Source organism: Stutzerimonas stutzeri, from assembly GCF_009789555.1.
Lineage (GTDB): Bacteria > Pseudomonadota > Gammaproteobacteria > Pseudomonadales > Pseudomonadaceae > Stutzerimonas > Stutzerimonas stutzeri_R.
The window spans coordinates 4,058,606-4,078,737 of sequence record NZ_CP046902.1 but is presented as its reverse complement, the minus strand read 5'-3'; the positions used below and the strand labels follow the sequence as shown (position 1 = coordinate 4,078,737).

Below are 20,132 nucleotides of genomic sequence, written 5' to 3'. Positions count from 1 at the left end.
CAATTGCCGGCTTGTCGTTTCGCCAGTCCAAGGTTCGTTCATGTCCGTCTCCTTCGTCCATCTCCGCCTGCATACTGAATACTCCCTGGTCGACGGGCTGGTGCGCGTCAAGCCGCTGGTCAAGGCGGTCGCGGGTGTAGGCATGCCCGCGGTAGCGGTCACGGACCAGAGCAACATGTGCTCGCTGGTCAAGTTCTACAAAGCCGCCCAGGGCGCCGGGATCAAGCCGATCTGCGGCGCTGACATCTGGCTGGCCAATCGCGACGAGGATGGCCCGCTCAGCCGGCTGACGTTGCTGGCGATGAACGGCAAGGGCTATCGGAACCTCACCGAACTCATTTCGCGAGGCTGGACCGAGGGCCAGCGAAACGATCAGATCATCATCGAACGCGAATGGGTCAAGGCGGCGGCCGAAGGGCTGATCGCCTTGTCAGGCGCCAAGGAAGGTGAGATCGGTCATGCGCTGCTGGATGGCGAGGACGCGTTGGCCGAGACGCTGCTGGCCGAGTGGCAAGCGGTGTTCCCGCAACGTTTCTATCTCGAAGTACAGCGCACCAGCCGCGTCAACGATGAAGAGCATCTGCATGCCGCCGTCGCCTTGGCGCAGCGTTGCAGCGTGCCGCTGGTCGCCACCAACGATGTACGCTTTCTCAAACAGGACGATTTCGAAGCTCACGAAACGCGCGTCTGCATTGGTGAAAGTCGTACCCTCGACGATTCGCGCAGGCCGCGTAACTATTCCGATCAGCAGTACCTGAAAACCCCCGAGGAAATGTGGGAGTTGTTCAGCGATCTGCCCGAGGCGCTGGAAAATACCGTCGAGATCGCGCGCCGCTGCAACATCGAAGTCCAGTTGGGCACCTACTTCCTGCCGGATTTTCCGGTGCCGGACGGCATGACCATGGACGAGTATTTCCGCAAGGTGTCGTTCGACGGTCTCGAAGAGCGTCTGGAAGTGCTGCTGCCCAAGGACACGCCCGACTATGAGGCGAAGAAGCAGGTCTATGTCGACCGGCTGAATTTCGAGCTCGACATCATCATCCAGATGGGCTTCCCGGGCTACTTCCTGATCGTTATGGACTTCATCCAGTGGGCGAAGAACAACGGTGTGCCGGTTGGGCCCGGGCGGGGGTCGGGTGCCGGTTCGCTGGTCGCCTACGTACAGAAGATCACCGACCTCGACCCGCTGGCCTATGACCTGCTGTTCGAGCGCTTCCTGAACCCCGAGCGGGTCTCCATGCCCGACTTCGACGTCGACTTCTGCATGGATGGCCGCGACCGCGTAATCGATTACGTGGCCGAGAAATACGGCCGCAACGCGGTCAGTCAGATCATCACCTTCGGCACCATGGCGGCCAAGGCCGTGGTGCGCGACGTGGCGCGCGTGCAGGGCAAGTCCTATGGCCTGGCTGACCGACTCTCGAAGATGATTCCATTCGAAGTCGGCATGACCCTCGAAAAGGCCTACGAGATGGAGGAGCCGCTTCGGGACTTCCTTGCCGTCGACGAGGATGCCCGGGAAATCTGGGACATGGCGCTCAAGCTCGAAGGCATCACGCGCGGCACCGGCAAGCATGCTGGCGGCGTGGTCATCGCGCCGACCAAACTCACCGATTTCGCGCCGATTGCCTGCGATGATGAGGGCGGCAGCCTGGTCACCCAGTTCGACAAGGACGACGTCGAGCAGGCCGGTTTGGTCAAGTTCGACTTCCTCGGACTGCGCACCCTGACCATCATCAAATGGGCCATGGAAACGATCAATCGCGAACAGGCCAAGAAGGGCCTGGAGCCGCTGAACATCGATTTCATCCCGCTGGATGACAAACCGACCTTCTCCTTGTTGCAGAAGGCCGAAACCACAGCGGTGTTCCAGCTCGAATCCCGCGGGATGAAGGAGCTGATCAAGAAGCTCAAGCCGGACTGCCTGGAAGATCTCATCGCTCTGGTGGCGCTGTTCCGCCCTGGTCCGCTGCAGTCGGGCATGGTCGATGACTTCATCAACCGCAAACACGGTCGCGCGGAAATCTCCTACCCGCATTCGGACTACCAGTACGAAGGCCTCAAGCCGGTGCTGGCGCCCACCTACGGCATCATCCTGTACCAGGAACAGGTGATGCAGATCGCTCAGGTGATGGGCGGCTATACGCTCGGTCAGGCGGACATGTTGCGCCGCGCCATGGGCAAGAAGAAGCCCGAGGAAATGGCCAAGCAGCGCGGCGGCTTCATCGAAGGCTGCGCCAACAACGGAATCGATGCCGATCTGGCGGGCAACATCTTCGATCTGGTGGAAAAATTCGCCGGCTACGGTTTCAACAAGTCGCACTCGGCGGCCTACGGGCTGGTGTCGTACCAGACCGCCTGGCTCAAGGCTCATCACCCGTCGCCCTTCATGGCGGCGGTGCTCTCGGCCGACATGCACAACACCGACAAGGTGGTCACGCTGATCGAAGAATGCCGCAGCATGAAGCTGCGCATCGATGCGCCGGACGTGAACAACTCCGAGTTCAAGTTCACCGTCAGCGATGACGGGCGAATCGTCTACGGCCTCGGCGCCATCAAGGGCGTCGGCGAGGGGCCGGTGGAGGCGATCTGCGAATGCCGCAACGAAGGCGGACCGTTCAAGGATTTGTTCGACTTCTGCAGCCGCGTCGACCTCAAGCGTATCAACAAGCGCACGCTCGAAGCGCTGATACGAGGTGGCGCGCTGGACCGTCTCGGCCCTTACTTTTCCGACGAACCGAAGACCTATCAGGCCAATATCGATCGCAACCGCGCGGTTCTGCTGTCGGCCATGGAAGAAGCCATCCAGGCCGCCGAACAGACGGCGCGCAGCCTCGACAGCGGTCACATGGACCTGTTCGGCGGTCTGTTCGCCGAGCCGGAGGCTGACGTCTATGCCAACCATCGCAAGGCGCGCGAGCTGTCGCTGAAGGAGCGGCTGAAGGGGGAAAAGGACACGCTCGGGCTTTACCTTACCGGTCATCCGATCGACGAGTACGAGGGCGAAGTTCGCCGCTTTGCCCGCCAGCGAATTATTGATCTGCGTCCCGCGCGCGGCGAGCAGACCATTGCCGGCCTGATCGTCAACCTGCGCGTGATGAAGAACAAGAAAGGCGACAAGATGGGCTTCATCACCCTGGACGACCGTTCCGGACGGATCGAAGCGTCGCTGTTCGCCGAAGCGTTCAATAGTGCCCAGGCCCTGTTGCAGACCGACGCGCTGGTGGTCGTTGAAGGTGAAGTCAGTAACGACGACTTCTCCGGCGGTCTGCGCCTGCGTGCCAAGCGGGTGATGAGCCTTGAAGAAGCGCGCACCGGGCTGGCCGAGAGTCTGCGTGTGAAGGTCGCCAGCGACGCGTTGAAAGGTGATCGGGTACGCTGGCTGGCAGACGTCTGCGGGCGCCACCGGGGCGCCTGCCCGATCACGCTGGAGTACACCGGAAGCGACGCCCGAGCCCTTTTGCAATTCGGCGAAAGCTGGCGAATCGACCCGGCCGATAACTTGATTCAGGCATTGCGTGACCAGTTCGGGCGCGACAACGTCTTTCTGCAATACCGATAGCGGGACGTAGCGGGTCTTTGCGCCAAATACCGCGTGCACCCCGGCTTACGCCCGAAGCGGCCCGATCCTGGATCGGGTCAGATTGCGAACATTTTGTTCGACCTGAATGCGCCCGTCCCGTAAGGTAGGGCGCAAAAAACGGAACAGCCTCCCGGCCGCCTGGCCGTCGACGCATGACGGATGCCTATGAACCCGAATTTTCTCGATTTCGAACAGCCGATCGCCGACCTGCAAGCCAAGATCGAAGAGCTGCGCCTGGTTGGTAATGACAACTCGCTGAATATTGGCGATGAGATTGCTCGTCTACAGGACAAGAGCGAGTCGCTCACCGAGAGCATCTTCGGCAATCTCACCAGCTGGCAGATCGCTCGCCTGGCTCGCCACCCGCAGCGCCCCTACACGCTCGATTACATCAGCCACCTGTTCACCGAGTTCGAAGAGCTGCACGGCGATCGTCATTTCTCCGATGACGCGGCGATCGTGGGTGGTACAGCTCGCCTGAACGGTGAGCCGATCATGGTGATCGGGCATCAGAAGGGCCGTGAAGTGCGCGAAAAGGTCCGCCGTAACTTCGGCATGCCGCGTCCGGAAGGTTATCGCAAGGCGTGCCGCCTGATGGAGATGGCCGAGCGCTTCAAGATGCCCATCCTGACCTTCATCGACACGCCGGGCGCCTATCCGGGCATCGATGCCGAGGAGCGTAATCAGAGCGAGGCGATTGCCTGGAACCTGCGCGTCATGGCTCGCCTGAAGACCCCTATCATCGCGACCGTGATCGGTGAAGGCGGTTCTGGCGGCGCTTTGGCGATCGGTGTTTGCGACCAGTTGAACATGCTTCAGTACTCGACCTATGCGGTCATCTCTCCGGAAGGTTGTGCCTCTATTCTCTGGCGCACCGCGGACAAGGCGCCGGAAGCGGCCGAGGCCATGGGCGTCACCGCAGAGCGTCTGAAAGACCTGGGTATCGTCGACAAGGTCATCGCCGAACCCCTGGGCGGCGCCCATCGTAATCCGGCCGTGACCGCGGCCTCCCTGCGTGAAGAGCTGACCGCTCAGCTCGACATGCTCAAGGGCCTCGACACGGACGCCTTGCTCACCCGTCGCTACGAGCGCCTGATGAGCTACGGTATCGCCTGACGGTCGCTTTAAGGCTAAATAGAAACGGCGGGTTACCGCCGTTTTTTTTGGCCTGAGGACGCGACCTTGCCCGGTGCTCGTCCGTGCTCAGGGGTTCGTCGCATCGATTGATGGGTGCCTGGCCTTTCCGGTCTATGTTGCCGCCCTGTATCCGGAGTTGCGATCCCATGTCTCTCGAGTCTCGCCTGCTTGATGCTCTGAAACCCTGGCGCACCGCGCCTCGTTGGCTGGTGGCGTTTTCCGGTGGGCTGGACTCGACCGTACTGCTGCATGCCTTGGCGCGGCTCGCAAAAAGGCAGGCGTTGCCGCCGCTCGGCGCTCTCCATATTCATCATGGTTTGCAGGCATCCGCGGATGCCTGGCCGGCGCACTGCCGGGCGGTTTGCGAGCGGCTGGGCGTCGACCTGCATGTCAGGCGCGTCCAGGTCGCGCCTGGCCCCAGTCTCGAGCGTGCGGCGCGGGAGGCGCGCTATGACGCCTTCTGCGAGTCTCTGAATCCTGGCGAGGTATTGCTTGCCGCTCAGCATCGCGATGACCAGGCGGAAACCGTGCTCTTCCGCCTGTTGCGCGGTGCGGGTGTGCGCGGGCTGGCCGGGATGCCTGCGTGCCGCGCGCTGGGTAAAGGGTGGCTGATGCGACCCTTGCTGGATATCGGTCGCGACGAGATCGCGGCGTATGCGCGGGAGCAGGGGCTCGATTGGATCGACGACCCAAGCAATCAGTGCGACGACCATGCCCGTAATTACCTTCGACACCACGTCATGCCAGTGTTGCGGAGGCGCTGGCCAGGCGCTGCCGCGTGCATGTCGCGCGCCGCGACGCATCTGGGCGAGGCGCAGCATCTGTTGGACGAACTCGCCGAAATCGATTTGCAACACGCTCGGGTGGGCGGTCGCTATCAGTGGCTGGGGGTGCCGAGTCTCTGCCTGTCTTCCCTCCAGAGGCTAAGCCCTGCACGCCAGCGTAATGCGCTGCGGCGTTGGCTGGCGAACTGGACGGCGCTGCCTGACAGCGACCACTGGGCAGGCTGGGAGGCCTTGCGCGACGCCGTTTCGGATGCCGCGCCGGTCTGGCGACTGGCCGCCGGCGAACTGCATCGGGGAGACGGTCGCATCTGGTGGCTTTCCGGGCCCTGGCTGGATGCTCCGAGCGGCCCTCTGGAATGGTCGCAACCGGATAAGGCGCTGCAATTGCCGGGCAATGGCAGCCTGCGCCTCGTGGGTCATGTTGGAGCGTCTTCGCTAGAGGTGCGTTATCGCCATGGCGGCGAGTCGCTGGATTTGCCGGGGCGGGGGCGCCGCGATCTCAAGCGACTGCTCAACGAGGCAGGGGTGCCGGGCTTCGTTCGTTCGCGTTTGCCGTTGCTCTATCGTGACGACCGGCTGATCGCGGTATCGAATCTGCCGCAATTGGATGTTCAGGCACTGTCGTTGATCTGGACGCCACCGACCGACGCCAGGTTTGAGCTAGTGGGGTCTTTCGAGTAGACTACGCTCCCGTCCCAATACAGCTTCTGCGGCTTTCTTCGAAAACCGTGGCAGTTGCGCTATTGCCGCCTTCGGCGCAATGGCACCTTCGCTTTTCCCCGGCGGCGCTGACCGCTTAACGCAGACTTCTAGGGTTTTTCATGACGCGCTACATCTTCGTCACGGGTGGTGTTGTTTCTTCATTGGGGAAAGGCATCGCCTCGGCTTCATTGGCGGCCATCCTGGAGGCGCGGGGCCTGAAGGTCACGATGCTCAAGCTGGACCCTTACATCAACGTCGATCCGGGCACAATGAGCCCGTTCCAGCACGGTGAAGTGTTCGTCACGCACGACGGTGCCGAGACCGATCTCGACCTGGGTCATTACGAGCGGTTCATCCGCACGACCATGACCCAGAACAACAACTTCACCACCGGCCGCGTCTACGAAGACGTACTGCGCCGTGAGCGCCGCGGCGACTATCTGGGTGCGACCATCCAGGTCATTCCGCACATCACCGACGAGATCAAGCGTCGGATCATCAAGGGTGCCGGTGACGCCGATGTCGCGCTGGTGGAAGTCGGCGGGACTGTTGGCGACATTGAATCGCAGCCCTTCCTCGAGGCGATTCGCCAGCTACGTGTCGAAGTCGGCGCCAAGCGGGCCATGTTGATGCACCTGACGCTGGTGCCCTACATCGCCACTGCCGGCGAGACCAAGACCAAGCCGACCCAGCATTCGGTCAAGGAGCTGCGTTCCATCGGCTTGCAGCCGGATGTGCTGGTCTGCCGCTCCGATCATCCGATCGACGTGTCATCGCGTCGCAAGATTGCGTTGTTCACCAACGTTGAAGAGCGCGCGGTAATCAGTCTGGAAGACGTCGATACCATCTACAAGATTCCCGGTGTGCTGCACGCGCAGGGCCTGGACGATTTTGTCGTCGAGCGCTTTGGCCTGGAGTGTGGCGGCGCCGATCTTTCCGAGTGGGACCGCGTGGTCGACGCCAAGCTGAACCCCGAGAAAGAAGTCACGATCGCCATGGTTGGCAAATACATGGAACTTCTGGACGCCTACAAATCTCTGATCGAGGCAATGAGCCACGCTGGCATCCAGAGCCGTACCAAAGTGAACCTTCGCTATATCGACTCCGAAGACATCGAAAACCAAGGCACCGGCCTGCTGGAAGGCATGGACGCGATTCTGGTTCCAGGTGGCTTCGGGCTGCGTGGCGTCGAGGGCAAGATCGCGACCGTCAAGTACGCACGCGAAAACAAGATTCCCTACCTGGGCATCTGCCTCGGCATGCAGGTGGCGGTCATCGAGTTCGCCCGAAACGTACTCGGCTGGACCGATGCCAACTCCACGGAATTCGACAAGGACAGCACGCACCCCGTGGTTGGCCTGATCACCGAGTGGGCGGATGCCACAGGCTCGGTGGAAACCCGTACCGATGCGTCCGACCTGGGCGGCACCATGCGCTTGGGTGCGCAGGAATGCGGCCTTGAGGCAGGCTCGAATGTGTTCGCTTGCTATGGCAAGGAGCGCATTGTCGAGCGTCATCGCCACCGTTACGAGGTGAACAACAACCTGCTGCCGCAGCTGCAGTCCGCCGGCTTGAAGATTACCGGCCGTTCCGGTGACGGTGCGCTGGTCGAAGTGGTCGAGGCGCCGGATCATCCATGGTTCGTGGCCTGTCAGTTCCACCCCGAGTTCACCTCGACCCCTCGCGATGGCCATCCGTTGTTCAGCGGTTTCGTCAAGGCGGCGCTTGATCACAAGGCGAGCAAGGCATGACCCAGAAAACCATTCGCGTCGGCAACATCGAGATCGCCAACGACAAACCGTTCGTGCTGTTCGGCGGCATGAACGTGCTCGAGTCGCGCGACCTCGCGCTGCAGATCTGTGAAACCTATGTGAAGGTCACCGAGAAACTCGGCATCCCTTATATCTTCAAGGCCAGCTTCGACAAGGCCAATCGCTCGTCGGTCCATTCCTTCCGCGGCCCGGGCCTGGAAGAGGGCATGCGCATCTTCGAGGACGTGAAGAAGACCTTCGGCGTGCCGGTCATTACCGACGTCCATGAGCCTTATCAGGCCCAGCCGGTGGCCGAGGTCTGCGACATCATCCAGCTGCCGGCGTTTCTGTCCCGGCAGACCGATCTGGTGGTCGCCATGGCCAGGACCGGTGCGGTGATCAATATCAAGAAGGCGCAGTTCCTCGCGCCGCAGGAAATGAAGCATATCCTCGCCAAGTGCGAGGAAGCGGGGAACGACCAGTTGATTCTCTGCGAGCGCGGCTCGTCGTTCGGCTACAACAACCTGGTCGTCGACATGCTCGGCTTCGACATCATGAAGCGCATGCAATACCCGGTGATTTTCGATGTGACCCACGCGCTGCAAATGCCGGGCGGGCGTGCCGACTCGGCGGGCGGGCGTCGTGCCCAGGTGACCGATCTGGCCAAGGCCGGACTCAGCCAGGGCCTGGCCGGTCTGTTCCTCGAGGCGCACCCCGATCCAGACAATGCCAAGTGTGACGGCCCCTGCGCCTTGCGTCTGGACAAGCTCGAACCCTTCCTCACCCAGCTCAAGCAGCTGGATGACCTGATCAAGAATTTTTCGCCAATCGAAACTGCTTGAAGCCTTGCAGCTATCTACGGAGTGTTAATAAAAATGGCAAAGATCGTCGACATCAAAGGGCGTGAGGTTCTGGACTCCCGTGGCAACCCCACCGTGGAAGCGGACGTTATCCTGGATAACGGCATCATCGGCAGCGCCTGTGCGCCGTCGGGTGCATCCACAGGTTCCCGCGAGGCGCTGGAACTGCGCGATGGCGACAAGAGCCGTTACATGGGCAAAGGTGTGCTGAAGGCTGTCAGCAACATCAACGGCCCGATCCGTGACCTGCTGCTGGGCAAGGACCCGCTGGATCAGAAAGCATTGGATCGCGCGATGATCGAGCTGGACGGCACCGAAAACAAGGCATCGCTGGGCGCCAACGCGATCCTCGCCGTGTCGCTGGCCGCCGCCAAGGCCGCTGCGCAGGATCAGGATCTGCCACTGTACGCGCACATCGCCAACCTCAACGGCACGCCTGGGCAGTACTCCATGCCGGTACCGATGATGAACATCATCAACGGTGGCGAGCACGCCGACAACAACGTCGACATCCAGGAATTCATGGTGCAGCCGGTCGGCGCGAAGACCTTTGCCGATGCGCTGCGCATGGGTGCCGAAATCTTCCATCACCTCAAGGCCGTACTCAAGGCGCGCGGCCTGAGCACTTCGGTGGGTGACGAGGGCGGTTTCGCGCCGAACCTGGCGTCCAATGAAGACGCGCTGGCTGCAATCGCCGAAGCCGTGGCCAATGCCGGTTACACGCTCGGTGATGATGTGACCCTGGCACTGGATTGCGCTTCCAGCGAGTTCTTCGAGAACGGCCAGTACGATCTGGCCGGTGAGGGCAAGGTCTTCGATGCTGCCGGTTTCGCCGACTATCTGGCCGGCCTGTCCGAGCGCTACCCTATCATTTCCATCGAAGACGGCATGGATGAGTCCGACTGGGATGGTTGGAAGGTCCTGACCGACAAGATCGGCAACAAGGTCCAGCTGGTGGGCGACGATCTGTTCGTGACCAATACCAAGATTCTCAAGGAAGGCATCGAGAAGGGCATCGGTAATTCGATCCTGATCAAGTTCAACCAGATTGGCTCGCTGACCGAAACCCTCGAAGCGATCCAGATGGCGAAAGCAGCCGGTTACACTGCCGTGATTTCCCATCGCTCCGGCGAGACCGAGGACAGCACCATTGCAGACCTGGCGGTAGGCACCGCCGCAGGCCAGATCAAGACCGGTTCGCTGTGCCGCTCGGATCGCGTCTCCAAGTACAACCAGTTGCTGCGTATCGAAGAGCAGCTGGGCGCCAAAGCGCCTTACAAGGGTCGTGCCGAGTTCCGCGGCTGAGCCCAGGCAGCAGGAAAAGGGGCGGCGCTACAGGCCGTGTGGACTCGCAATGTTTTCACACAGCCAGTTGGTCGCCCTTTTTTGTGGATTACGGTCAGCGCTGTTAAGGTCGCCGCAAGTAACGGGCGATGCGCTAGCCAGCAGAGGAAGCCGAACCATGTCGCTGACCGCCGCCCATATACCCTCAGTGCAAACCAATCGAACTCGCTCCATGCCGTCCATGCGCAGTCCCTACTGGTTGTTCGTCGTTCTGATACTGCTGTTGGGCGGTCTTCAGTATCGTATTTGGGTGGGTGAGGGAAGCCTTGCTCAGGTCAATGGATTGAACAAACAGATCGCCGAACAGCGAGGCGAAAACCAGCGTCTCCTGGAACGCAATCGTATTCTCGAAGCTGAAGTGATGGAGCTCAAGCAGGGGATGGAAACCGTCGAGGAGCGCGCCCGTCACGAGCTTGGCATGGTCAAAGAGGGCGAGACTCTCTACCAGCTGACCGAATGACTGTGCCGGTGCTCCCGTCGTTCTGGGTGGTCATTCCGGCGGCCGGTGTCGGCAGCCGCATGCGTGCCGACCGGCCCAAACAGTACCTGTCGCTGGCCGGCAAGACGATCATCGAACACACCCTCGATTGTTTTCTCGGCCACCCTGGCCTGCTGGGTCTGGTCGTGAGCCTGGCGGTTCAGGACCCCTATTGGCCGCAGCTTGGCTGCGCGGCCGACCCTCGCATCCAGCGCGCCGACGGTGGAGCTGAGCGCGCCGATTCGGTCCTTTCGGGGCTGCGTCATGCATCCACGCTGGGTGCACGAGACGACGACTGGGTGCTGGTGCATGATGCGGCGCGCCCTAATCTGTCGCGCGACGATCTCGACAAGCTGCTGGTCGATCTGGCCGATGATCCGGTCGGCGGCCTGCTTGCCGTTGCGGCGCACGATACCTTGAAGCGCGCGGGCGCCGATGGGCGCGTGCAGGAGACCGTCGACCGCAGTGTCATCTGGCAGGCGTTCACGCCGCAAATGTTCCGTCTCGGGGCGCTACGCAATGCGCTTGCCGGCGCGCTCGGGGCTGGCGTGGCCATCACGGACGAGGCCTCGGCACTGGAATGGGCCGGGCACAGGCCGGCGCTGGTGCAAGGCCGGGCCGATAACCTCAAGGTGACCCGTCCGGAAGATTTGCAATGGCTGGAGCAGCGCTGGCGATCCTGACCGCCAGCGCTGCCCCGAGCATCGAGCGAGGCTCGCGCCGCCGGGTGCGCTAGTAGCGGTAGATGGCAGCCGCGCCGCTTCGCGTCGGCATGCGTTCGGTCGGCACAGAAATCACCTCGCCGCCTTGTTCCAGCGTCCAGATCGTCAGCTCGTCGAGCAGGTCCGGTGTGGTCGCCGAATCGTCATCGACGGCCAGGGCTTTGCCCTGTTGCTTGTCCGCCACGCCTGGAATCTGTCGCTCGGCCTCGACCAGAAGCGTCGCCACACGTCCTTCGATGGTTGCCTGGCCGATCTGCTCGAGCTGATCGGATGCCAGGCCTTGTCCGTGGGATTCCCCGTACTGGTTGATGAAGCCTTCGAGCCGTTTGATGTAACGCGGCTGCATGACCATCCAGCTCTTTTCACGCAACTCGTCGTGGCTGAGCAGCGAGGCATCGTTCTCGATACCTTCCGGTAGCAGGAACTCGTTGTGGCTGAGTTTGCGGAAATGGAACTGGTGCTCGGGGAGCGCCGCGAGGATCAGAGGCAGGCGGGTGCGGCGGCTATGGTGTTCGAGAATGGCGCGGTCGACCTCACGGAAAAAGCGCTCACGGTCCCGGTCGATTTCATCCTGCCGGCCGGCGCCACCGCTTTCCACCTGCATCGGATCGCCTCGCTCGCTGGCGCGACCGTAGCCTTGCGGAAATCCGGTCTGGCCCTTTTCGGTCAACTCGCGGCCAAGTGCTTCCTCGACGGTTCTCGGTACGCCATCGGCGAGCGTCACTTCATCGATGCCGTCACGGTTGCCCTCGAACAGGCGAACTGAATCCAGGGTGATCGCGAGGATCTGATAGCGGTCGGCGGACTGGGCGATGCGCAGCATCGGCTTGAGGTGCATTCGGTCGTTGGCAACGGCCAGCTCCGGCACGCTGCGCTGTAGACGGAACACTTCGAAATAATCCCTGGCGCCGAACACGGCCAGCCCGTCGCGGTTGGAATTCCAGAAATCCACGTCGTCGATCAGCGCATGAAACGGCTCGAGCAGCGTTTTGACCTGATCGGCTCGGCCCTGCTGCTTGAGGGAATCTTCCAGCTGGCGCACCAGATGTTTGAAGCGGATGGGGTCCTGCTGGCGTTCGGGGAAGCTGCGGTGAGTAGGCTGGTACAGCGACAGGCAAGGGCCTTCGCGCTTTGCCAGCAGTTGGGACAGGGTTTCACGATCGAGCAATCTGTTCATGCACGGCCTCTCTATGGTCGGAAGGTTCGGTTCCTCATGATGTCGACGGGCCGGTGGGCCGGTCGTGGGCGGGTCGTTGTCAGTGATGATTGAGTTTGTCCAGCGCATGCGCCAGCGCGTGGTTGAGCTTCGCTGCGGCCCCGTCGATGGCGAGTGTCATGGAATCCGCCTTGTGGGTGGTCGAGATCGGCTCATGGCCTTTGACTCGGGCTTCCATCTGGCAGCGTTTGTCCTGGGGGCCGCTTTTACCGCTGTTTTCGTCGTTGAGATGAACTTCGACTCGGGTCAGCTGATCATCGAAACGTTCCAGCTCGCTCTCCACGGTTGCCTTTACGTGCTCCTCGAGGTTGCTGGTCACGTTGACGCTGTGATTGCTGTTCACCAGAATCTGCATGATGTCCTCCTGATTGAATCGCCGGATAGCTCCAGGCAAAGGCAAAGGGCACCGGCTACAGAATATCGACGTGACCAGATTACGCGGGTTCCGCCTGGGGATTGGGCGTCGGACGCGCGGTGCAGTCGCGACTTAATCGCGTTGGCTGCGGTATTCGGGACGCACGGCGAGCCCCTCCTTGAGCGACTGGATCAGCAGCCGCACCTTTGGCAGCGGATACCGGCGCTGCGGATAAACCGCCCAGACCGCCGTGTTTGGCGGCTGGTTGGCGTCCAGTAGCGATACCAGCTCGCCACGACGCAGCGGTTCCTGTACGTAATAGTCCGGCAGTTGGCAGAGCCCGAACCCCCGCAATGCGGCGTCCAGCACCGCTTGACCGCTGTTGCAGCGCCAGTTGCCGGTGGGCTTGAACGGCTGTTCGCGTCCATCCACTTGAAGCATCCAGGTGTCTCCCGTACCGACCAGGCAGTTGTGCCGCGCCAGCTCCGACAGCGTGTGCGGTCGCCCGTAGCGCTCGAGGTAGGCCGGTGCCGCGCAGAGATACATGGCGCGCGGGGCGATGCGCGTCGCGACCAGGCGCGACTCGCTGAGCCGGCCCAGGCGTATCGCCAGGTCGTAACCTTCCTGGACCAAGTCCACGGTGCGGTTCGACAGTTCGATCTCGACGCGCAGCTGCGGGTGCTGCGCCATGAAATCGTTCACCAGCGGTACGACGAAACGCTCACCGTAGGCCACTGCCGCGGTCATGCGTAGCAGGCCGGTTGGTGCGCTATGCAGATCGCTGATGGCGTGGAAGGCCTCGTCGCGTTCTTCGATGAGCCGTTGGCAGCGTGCGAGAAAAGTATGGCCCGCTTCGGTCAGCGACACGCGCCGCGTGGTGCGGTAGAGCAGCCGGGCCTGAAGGCGCTCTTCGAGGCGCGCCACCTGGCGGCTGACGTGCGAGGACGAGACCCGCAACTGCTCGGCGGCGCGCATGAAGCTGCCGCATTCGGCGACGGCGACGAACTCATCGAGACCTTCCCAGCGATTCAATGTCGGCTCCTTACGAGGGAGTATTAGGTCGATCGATTATCCCTGTACGGCAACAATGTTTCCATGAACGCCTTATTAACCTCCTGTGCCGGGCAAACTACACTTTGCAAAATCCCTTTCATGAGAGAGCCCCATGACCATCAAATCCCGTGCCGCCGTCGCCTTCGCGCCCAACCAGCCCCTGCAGATCGTGGAGGTGGATGTCGAGCCGCCGAAGGCCGGCGAAGTGCTGGTGCGTATCGTCGCGACCGGCGTTTGCCATACCGATGCCTACACCTTGTCCGGCGAAGACTCCGAAGGCGTCTTTCCGTGCATTCTGGGCCATGAAGGGGGCGGTATCGTCGAAGCGGTCGGGGAGGGCGTCACCTCTGTCGCGGTGGGCGATCACGTGATCCCGCTGTATACCGCCGAATGTCGCCAGTGCAAGTTCTGCACGTCCGGCAAGACCAACCTCTGCAGCTCTGTGCGCGCGACTCAGGGCAAGGGCCTGATGCCGGACGGCACCACCCGTTTCTCCTACAAGGGCGAGCCGATCTATCACTACATGGGCACCTCGACGTTCTCCGAATACACCGTGCTGCCGGAAGTCTCCGTGGCGAAAATTCCCAAGGAGGCACCGCTGGACAAGGTCTGCCTGCTTGGTTGCGGCGTTACCACCGGCATTGGTGCGGTGCTCAATACCGCCAAGGTGGAAGAGGGCGCTACCGTGGCGATCTTCGGACTGGGTGGCATCGGTCTGGCCGCGATCATCGGTGCGAAGATGGCCAAGGCCAGCCGGATCATCGCCATCGATATCAACCCCTCGAAGTTCGCCATTGCCGAAGAGCTGGGCGCCACCGACTTCGTCAATCCGAAGGATCACGACAAGCCGATCCAGGAAGTCATCGTCGAAATGACCGACGGTGGCGTGGATTACTCCTTCGAGTGCGTGGGCAACGTCCAGTTGATGCGCGCCGCCCTCGAATGCGCCCACAAGGGCTGGGGTGAGTCGGTGATCATCGGCGTGGCCGGTGCCGGCCAGGAGATCAGCACACGCCCGTTCCAGTTGGTGACCGGTCGCGTCTGGCGCGGCAGCGCGTTCGGTGGCGTCAAGGGGCGGACCGAGCTGCCGGGCTACGTGCAGAAGGCGCAGAGCGGTGAAATCCCTCTGGATACCTTCATCACCCACAACATGGGGCTGGACGAGATCAACCAGGCATTCGACCTGATGCACGAAGGCAAGAGCATTCGGACCGTCATCCATTATTGAGAAGCAGCAGGAAGCCTGAAGCCGGGAGCGAACGGCAAGCGCGCTGCTGCCGGCTTCCCGCTTCGGCTTCGGCTTCGGCTTCGGAGGATATTCAATGACGCTCGACATTATCGCCAGCCAGAAAAGTTTCGGCGGCTGGCACAAGCGCTATCGGCATCGCTCGACCCGTCTGGACTGCGACATGGTTTTCGCCGTCTACCTGCCGCCGCAGGCGGAGCAGGGCGAGAAACTGCCGGTTCTTTACTGGTTGTCCGGCCTGACCTGCACCGATGAGAATTTCATGCAGAAGGCCGGCGCGCACCGATTGGCCGCCGAGCTTGGGCTGATCATCGTCGCACCCGACACCAGCCCGCGTGGCGCGGGCGTGCCCGATGATCCGCAAGGGGCTTATGACTTCGGCTTTGGCGCGGGCTTCTACCTCAATGCCACGCAACAGCCGTGGGCCCAGCACTACCGCATGCATGATTATGTGGTCGAGGAGCTGCCCGCACTGATCGAAGCCAATTTCCCGGTATCCGACAAGCGTGGTATCAGCGGGCATTCGATGGGCGGGCACGGCGCGTTGGTCTGCGCGTTGAGAAACCCGGGCCGCTACCAGTCGCTGTCGGCCTTCGCCCCCATCTGTAATCCTGTCGACTGCCCGTGGGGCGAAAAAGCCTTCTCGGGATACCTTGGAGAAGATCGCGCCGGATGGCGTGAATGGGATGCCTGCGCGCTGATCGCCAGGGCTGGAGAAAAGCTGCCGATACTGGTCGATCAGGGCGATCGCGACGACTTCATGGCCAGCCAGCTCAAGCCCGAAGCGCTCGAGGCGGCAGCCAGGGCGGCACAGCACCCGCTGACGTTGCGTATCCAGCCTGGGTACGACCACAGCTACTATTTCATCGCCAGCTTCATCGATGATCACCTGCGTCACCATGCGAAGGCGTTGAAGTAGCCGCACGGTCGTGGGTCAGGCTGTCGTTGAGCCGAGATCGTGGCCCGCCTGTTATTTCACGGCTACGAAAAAGGCCCGGCCGGATAAACCGGTCGGGCCTTCCATCGCAAGGAGCTAGAGCGATGGATAATCGGTATAGCCTTCGGCGCCCTTGGCATAGAACAACTCGGGGCGGGGTTCGTTGAGGGGCGCACCCTGACGCAGCCGCTGGACCAGATCCGGATTGGCGATATAGGGAATGCCGAAGGCCACGGCATCGGCCTTGCCCTCTGCCAGCCAGGAATTGGCCTGATCTCGGGTGAAACGTTCATTGGCGATGTAGACGCCGCCGAAGAGCTGCTTGAGTTGCGGGCCGAGGCTATCTTCGCCAGCTTTTTCCCGTGTGCAGATGAATGCGATGCCGCGTTTGCCCAGTTCGCGGGCGACGTAGCCGAAGGTCTCGGCGCGATTGGAGTCGCCCATGTCGTGCGAGTCGGCCCGCGGTGCCAGATGCACACCGACGCGGCCCGCTCCCCAGACGCTGATCGCGGCATCGGTCACTTCCAGCATCAGACGCGCGCGGTTCTCCAGCGATCCGCCGTACGCGTCGGTGCGCTGGTTGGTGCTGTCTTGCAGGAACTGGTCGAGCAGGTAGCCGTTGGCTCCATGAATCTCGACGCCGTCGAAACCGGCTTCGCGTGCGTTTTCGGCGCCCTTGCGGTAAGCGTCGACAATGCCTGCGATCTCCGCTGTCTCCAGGGCGCGCGGCGTTTCGTAATCCTTCATCGGACGAACCAGACTGACATGGCCGGCCGGCTTGAGCGCGCTGGGCGCGACGGGCAGTTGGCCGTCAAGGTAGATCGGGTCGGAGATGCGGCCGACGTGCCAGAGTTGCAGCACGATCTTGCCGCCCTTGGCGTGCACGGCGTCGGTGACCTTCTTCCATCCCTGGACCTGCTCGGATGACCAGATGCCGGGGGTGTCCGGGTAGCCGACACCCATCGGCGTGACCGATGTCGCTTCGCTGATGATCAGGCCGGCGTCGGCGCGCTGGGCGTAGTACTCGGCGATCAGATCGCCCGGCACGCGGCCAGGCTCTGCGCGGCAGCGGGTCAGCGGGGCCATGACGATGCGGTTGCTCAACTCGAGGTCGCCAATTCTGATCGGGTCGAAAAGCGTGGGCATAGCGTTTTTGCTCCTGGGTAAAGGATGATGAACGTGCTCAGAGTTCCTGGCCGAGACGGGACAGGAATGCCTGAATGGCGGGCTCGTTGCGTTTGAAAAAATGCCACTGGCCGACCTTGCGGTTGGTGATCAGGCCGGCGCGCTGAAGTGTGGCCAGGTGCGCTGATACGGTTGATTGAGACAGCCCGGCACGTTGGTCGATCTGTCCGGCACAAACGCCGTTCTCCAGCGAATGATGCTGCTCGGAAAAATAGCGGTGCGGCTCTTTCAGCCACTGCAGGATCTGCCGCCGCAACGGATGCGCGAGGGCCTTGATGATTTCGTCGAGTTCGCTGGACATCGGGGTTCGCCTGGTTCGCTGTATCGCGATGAGGCGAACTATATATCGGGTTTTAACGATATAAGATCGAAACGGTTAATGGTGCTAATCACGCTCATCGATGCGCGCGTGAAGGCCTCGCTGCGTATGGGCTCGCCGCCAGGGTCGGGTCCTGTAGAATCGCAGGCTGATCTATTCAGGGTATCTAGACTATGCGTATCGGCCACGGCTACGACGTGCACCGTTTTGGCGAAGGGGATTTCGTCACTCTGGGCGGCGTGCAGATTGCTCACAGATTCGGTTTGCTCGCTCATTCGGATGGCGATGTGTTGCTCCACGCGTTGAGCGATGCGCTGCTCGGCGCCGCGGCATTGGGCGATATCGGTAAGCATTTCCCCGATACCGATCCTCGTTTCAAGGGCGCGGACAGCCGAGTACTGCTGCGGCATGTGCTCCAGCAGGTGCAGGCCAAGGGCTGGAAGGTCGGCAACGTGGACGCCACCATCGTCGCACAGGCACCAAAGATGGCGCCGCATATCGAGGCGATGCGCAGCCTGATCGCCGCGGACCTGCAAGTCGACCTCGATCAGGTCAACGTCAAGGCCACCACGACCGAGAAGCTTGGCTTCACTGGGCGGGAAGAGGGCATCGCCGTGCATGCCGTCGCCTTGCTGGTCAAGGCATGAACGAAGATCAACTGCTCGGCCCGAGGGCTCACGGCGGGCCTTGTGGCACTGCGGTGCTCAAGGCGGTGGCCGAGGATTTTCAGGTAGACGAAGTGCTGGATATTCCCCTGTCCGGCTCCGGCGAGCACCTATGGTTGTGGGTGGAGAAACGCAACCTGAACACCGAGGAGGCAGCACGCCGGATTGCCCGAGCGGCCGGCGTGCCGGCGCGAAATATCAGCTATGCCGGTCTGAAGGATCGTCAGGCGCTGACCCGTCAATGGTTCAGCCTGCATCTGCCCGGCAAGACCGATCCGCCGCTGGGCAAGGCCGAAGACGAAACGTTGAAAATCCTTCAGGCGGGCCGTCATCAACGCAAGCTGCAACGCGGCGCGCACTCGGCCAACGGTTTTACCCTGCGGCTGACCGAGCTACGGGCGGACCGGACGATGCTGGACGCTCGCCTCGAGCGAATCAAGACCCACGGCGTCCCCAATTATTTCGGCCTGCAGCGGTTCGGTTTCGGGGGCGGCAACGTTGACGGTGCCCGTGAATACGCTGCTCGTCAGGAGCTGCCGGTTCAGCGCAACCTGCGCTCGCGCCTGCTGTCGGCCGGACGCAGCTACCTGTTCAATCGGGTACTGGCCGAGCGGGTTGCCGCCGGTAGCTGGGATCGGGCGCTGGTGGGAGACCTGCTGGCGTTTACCGATAGCCGCAGCTTTTTCCCGGCAGGCGAAGCCGAGTGCGCCGACCCACGGCTGGCGCTGCTCGATCTGCATCCCACGGGGCCGCTCTGGGGCGCTGGGGAGTCGCCAGCAACAGGAGCGGTACAGGCGCTTGAGGCAGGGGCCGCTAGAGCGGAACCGTCAATCGCCAAGTGGCTCGCAGAAGCTGGAATGAAGCATGAGCGGCGCATTCTTCGCCTCCCCATTGGCGGCTTGTCGTGGCATTATCCCGAGCCTGACATTCTGCAACTTGAATTCGTCCTGCCGACCGGATGCTTCGCCACTGCTGTGGTGCGTGAACTGGTCAGCCTGGCAGGGCAGACGGACATTTGATGCGTATTCTGATCGCCAACGACGACGGGGTGTATGCGCCTGGGCTCGCCGCGCTTTATGACGCGCTGGCGGATTATGCCGAGTGCAAGGTAGTCGCCCCCATCCAGGACATGAGCGGTGCCAGCAGCGCGCTGACGCTGGACCGCCCGCTTCATCCAACGACCATGCCGAACGGTTTCATCGGTGTGAACGGCACGCCCACCGATTGCGTCCACCTGGGCATGAACGGGTTGCTCGACGAAGCGCCCGACATGGTGGTGTCCGGCATCAACATGGGCGCCAATCTGGGCGACGACGTGCTGTATTCCGGCACAGTCGCTGCGGCCATCGAAGGCCGCTTCACCGGCAGGCCGGCATTCGCCTTTTCGCTGGTGTCCCGGCTGCCCGACAACCTGCCGACCGCTGCGTATGTCGCACGTAAACTGATCGAACATCAGTCCTCGCTCGATCTACCGCCGCGTACCGTGCTGAGCGTCAACGTGCCCAACCTGCCGCTCGATCACATCCGTGGCATTCAGTTGACCCGGCTCGGCCACCGTAGCCGTGCCAAGCCACCGATCAAGCAGGCGAATCCGCGCGGAAAGGACGGCTACTGGATTTCGGTCGCCGGCGACGTCGAGGACGGCGGGCCGGGCACCGATTTCCATGCGGTGATGCAGGGGTACGTATCGATCACACCGTTGCAGCTCGATCGGACCTTCCACGAGGCCTTCAAGGGGCTCGATAACTGGCTGGAGGGCGTGCTGTGAACCATCGCGGACAAGACGACCTGCTG

Annotated in this window: 17 protein-coding genes and 1 pseudogene; 13 read left to right on the top strand and 5 right to left on the bottom strand. The window is 62.2% G+C overall.

The genetic code is table 11. The features are described 5' to 3' along the window. The first annotated feature begins 40 nt into the window (after positions 1–40). From dnaE to ispD, 8 genes are all read left to right on the top strand, one after another. Entirely contained in the window at positions 41–3,562 is a 3,522-nt protein-coding gene (gene dnaE, locus GQA94_RS18885; RefSeq protein WP_158189449.1) for a DNA polymerase III subunit alpha, read from the top strand. 186 nt (positions 3,563–3,748) lie between these two features. After that, complete coding sequence (locus tag GQA94_RS18880) at positions 3,749–4,699, top strand: acetyl-CoA carboxylase carboxyltransferase subunit alpha (RefSeq protein WP_158189448.1); 951 nt, start codon at positions 3,749–3,751, stop codon at positions 4,697–4,699. A gap of 167 nt (positions 4,700–4,866) precedes the next feature. Continuing rightward, positions 4,867–6,186 carry a tRNA lysidine(34) synthetase TilS gene (gene tilS, locus GQA94_RS18875; RefSeq protein WP_158189447.1) on the top strand — a complete coding sequence of 440 codons (1,320 nt, stop codon included), beginning with the start codon at positions 4,867–4,869 and terminating at the stop codon, positions 6,184–6,186. Positions 6,187–6,326: 140 nt separating this feature from the next. Next, entirely contained in the window at positions 6,327–7,958 is a 1,632-nt protein-coding gene (locus GQA94_RS18870; protein WP_158189446.1) for a CTP synthase, read from the top strand. Beyond that, entirely contained in the window at positions 7,955–8,800 is an 846-nt protein-coding gene (kdsA, locus tag GQA94_RS18865; protein WP_158189445.1) for a 3-deoxy-8-phosphooctulonate synthase, read from the top strand. The genes GQA94_RS18870 and kdsA overlap by 4 nt, the downstream gene beginning before the upstream one ends. Positions 8,801–8,833: 33 nt before the next feature. Continuing rightward, positions 8,834–10,123 carry a phosphopyruvate hydratase gene (gene eno / locus GQA94_RS18860; protein WP_158189444.1) on the top strand — a complete coding sequence of 430 codons (1,290 nt, stop codon included), beginning with the start codon at positions 8,834–8,836 and terminating at the stop codon, positions 10,121–10,123. Positions 10,124–10,343: 220 nt separating this feature from the next. Then, positions 10,344–10,622, top strand: coding sequence for a cell division protein FtsB (ftsB, locus tag GQA94_RS18855; RefSeq protein WP_158190169.1), 279 nt, complete (start codon positions 10,344–10,346; stop codon positions 10,620–10,622). Further along, positions 10,619–11,323: a 2-C-methyl-D-erythritol 4-phosphate cytidylyltransferase gene (ispD, locus tag GQA94_RS18850; protein WP_158189443.1), complete on the top strand. Its 705-nt coding sequence runs from the start codon at positions 10,619–10,621 to the stop codon at positions 11,321–11,323. Before ftsB ends, ispD begins: the two co-directional genes overlap by 4 nt. Positions 11,324–11,372: 49 nt before the next feature. Here the strand turns inward: ispD and GQA94_RS18845 are convergent, their stop codons facing one another. The 3 genes and pseudogenes from GQA94_RS18845 to GQA94_RS18835 all read right to left on the bottom strand — a co-directional run bounded on the left by GQA94_RS18845 (position 11,373) and on the right by GQA94_RS18835 (position 13,965). Beyond that, entirely contained in the window at positions 11,373–12,539 is a 1,167-nt protein-coding gene (locus tag GQA94_RS18845) for a hypothetical protein (protein ID WP_158189442.1), read from the bottom strand. A 91-nt stretch (positions 12,540–12,630) separates the two neighbouring features. After that, positions 12,631–12,933 (bottom strand): annotated as a pseudogene (gene hpf, locus GQA94_RS18840) (ribosome hibernation-promoting factor, HPF/YfiA family); the annotation flags it as partial. Positions 12,934–13,065: 132 nt separating this feature from the next. Next, a complete protein-coding gene (locus GQA94_RS18835) occupies positions 13,066–13,965 on the bottom strand; it encodes a LysR family transcriptional regulator (RefSeq protein ID WP_158189440.1) in 900 nt (299 codons plus the stop codon). A gap of 133 nt (positions 13,966–14,098) precedes the next feature. Between GQA94_RS18835 and GQA94_RS18830 the strand changes: the two genes are divergently transcribed. After that, positions 14,099–15,214: an S-(hydroxymethyl)glutathione dehydrogenase/class III alcohol dehydrogenase gene (locus GQA94_RS18830; protein ID WP_158189439.1), complete on the top strand. Its 1,116-nt coding sequence runs from the start codon at positions 14,099–14,101 to the stop codon at positions 15,212–15,214. Between the two features lie 94 nt (positions 15,215–15,308). Beyond that, positions 15,309–16,151, top strand: coding sequence for an S-formylglutathione hydrolase (fghA, locus tag GQA94_RS18825; protein ID WP_158189438.1), 843 nt, complete (start codon positions 15,309–15,311; stop codon positions 16,149–16,151). 114 nt (positions 16,152–16,265) lie between these two features. Here the strand turns inward: fghA and GQA94_RS18820 are convergent, their stop codons facing one another. Both GQA94_RS18820 and GQA94_RS18815 read right to left on the bottom strand, forming a co-directional pair. Then, positions 16,266–17,315, bottom strand: coding sequence for an alkene reductase (locus tag GQA94_RS18820; protein WP_158189437.1), 1,050 nt, complete (start codon positions 17,313–17,315; stop codon positions 16,266–16,268). 37 nt (positions 17,316–17,352) lie between these two features. Continuing rightward, positions 17,353–17,655 carry an ArsR/SmtB family transcription factor gene (locus GQA94_RS18815; RefSeq protein WP_158189436.1) on the bottom strand — a complete coding sequence of 101 codons (303 nt, stop codon included), beginning with the start codon at positions 17,653–17,655 and terminating at the stop codon, positions 17,353–17,355. A gap of 191 nt (positions 17,656–17,846) precedes the next feature. On the opposite strand from GQA94_RS18815, the gene ispF reads away from it, so the two are divergent. From ispF to surE, 3 genes are read left to right on the top strand one after another with little or no spacing between them, the layout of a single operon-like run. After that, positions 17,847–18,320 carry a 2-C-methyl-D-erythritol 2,4-cyclodiphosphate synthase gene (gene ispF / locus GQA94_RS18810; RefSeq protein WP_158189435.1) on the top strand — a complete coding sequence of 158 codons (474 nt, stop codon included), beginning with the start codon at positions 17,847–17,849 and terminating at the stop codon, positions 18,318–18,320. Further along, positions 18,317–19,357 (top strand): tRNA pseudouridine(13) synthase TruD, encoded by a 1,041-nt coding sequence (truD, locus tag GQA94_RS18805; RefSeq protein ID WP_158189434.1) that lies wholly within the window; start codon positions 18,317–18,319, stop codon positions 19,355–19,357. Before ispF ends, truD begins: the two co-directional genes overlap by 4 nt. Beyond that, positions 19,357–20,106, top strand: coding sequence for a 5'/3'-nucleotidase SurE (gene surE / locus GQA94_RS18800; protein WP_158189433.1), 750 nt, complete (start codon positions 19,357–19,359; stop codon positions 20,104–20,106). The genes truD and surE overlap by 1 nt, the downstream gene beginning before the upstream one ends. Positions 20,107–20,132: the final 26 nt, after the last annotated feature.

Coding starts and splice junctions, on each gene's coding strand:
- tilS (WP_158189447.1), top strand. CDS start 4,867: ATGTCTCTCGAGTCTCGCCTGCTTGATGCTCTGAAACCCTGGCGCACC.
- ispD (WP_158189443.1), top strand. CDS start 10,619: ATGACTGTGCCGGTGCTCCCGTCGTTCTGGGTGGTCATTCCGGCGGCC.
- GQA94_RS18820 (WP_158189437.1), bottom strand. CDS start 17,315: ATGCCCACGCTTTTCGACCCGATCAGAATTGGCGACCTCGAGTTGAGC.
- ispF (WP_158189435.1), top strand. CDS start 17,847: ATGCGTATCGGCCACGGCTACGACGTGCACCGTTTTGGCGAAGGGGAT.
- fghA (WP_158189438.1), top strand. CDS start 15,309: ATGACGCTCGACATTATCGCCAGCCAGAAAAGTTTCGGCGGCTGGCAC.
- GQA94_RS18845 (WP_158189442.1), bottom strand. CDS start 12,539: ATGAACAGATTGCTCGATCGTGAAACCCTGTCCCAACTGCTGGCAAAG.
- ftsB (WP_158190169.1), top strand. CDS start 10,344: ATGCGCAGTCCCTACTGGTTGTTCGTCGTTCTGATACTGCTGTTGGGC.
- GQA94_RS18830 (WP_158189439.1), top strand. CDS start 14,099: ATGACCATCAAATCCCGTGCCGCCGTCGCCTTCGCGCCCAACCAGCCC.
- eno (WP_158189444.1), top strand. CDS start 8,834: ATGGCAAAGATCGTCGACATCAAAGGGCGTGAGGTTCTGGACTCCCGT.
- surE (WP_158189433.1), top strand. CDS start 19,357: ATGCGTATTCTGATCGCCAACGACGACGGGGTGTATGCGCCTGGGCTC.
- GQA94_RS18880 (WP_158189448.1), top strand. CDS start 3,749: ATGAACCCGAATTTTCTCGATTTCGAACAGCCGATCGCCGACCTGCAA.
- dnaE (WP_158189449.1), top strand. CDS start 41: ATGTCCGTCTCCTTCGTCCATCTCCGCCTGCATACTGAATACTCCCTG.
- GQA94_RS18870 (WP_158189446.1), top strand. CDS start 6,327: ATGACGCGCTACATCTTCGTCACGGGTGGTGTTGTTTCTTCATTGGGG.
- truD (WP_158189434.1), top strand. CDS start 18,317: ATGAACGAAGATCAACTGCTCGGCCCGAGGGCTCACGGCGGGCCTTGT.
- kdsA (WP_158189445.1), top strand. CDS start 7,955: ATGACCCAGAAAACCATTCGCGTCGGCAACATCGAGATCGCCAACGAC.
- GQA94_RS18815 (WP_158189436.1), bottom strand. CDS start 17,655: ATGTCCAGCGAACTCGACGAAATCATCAAGGCCCTCGCGCATCCGTTG.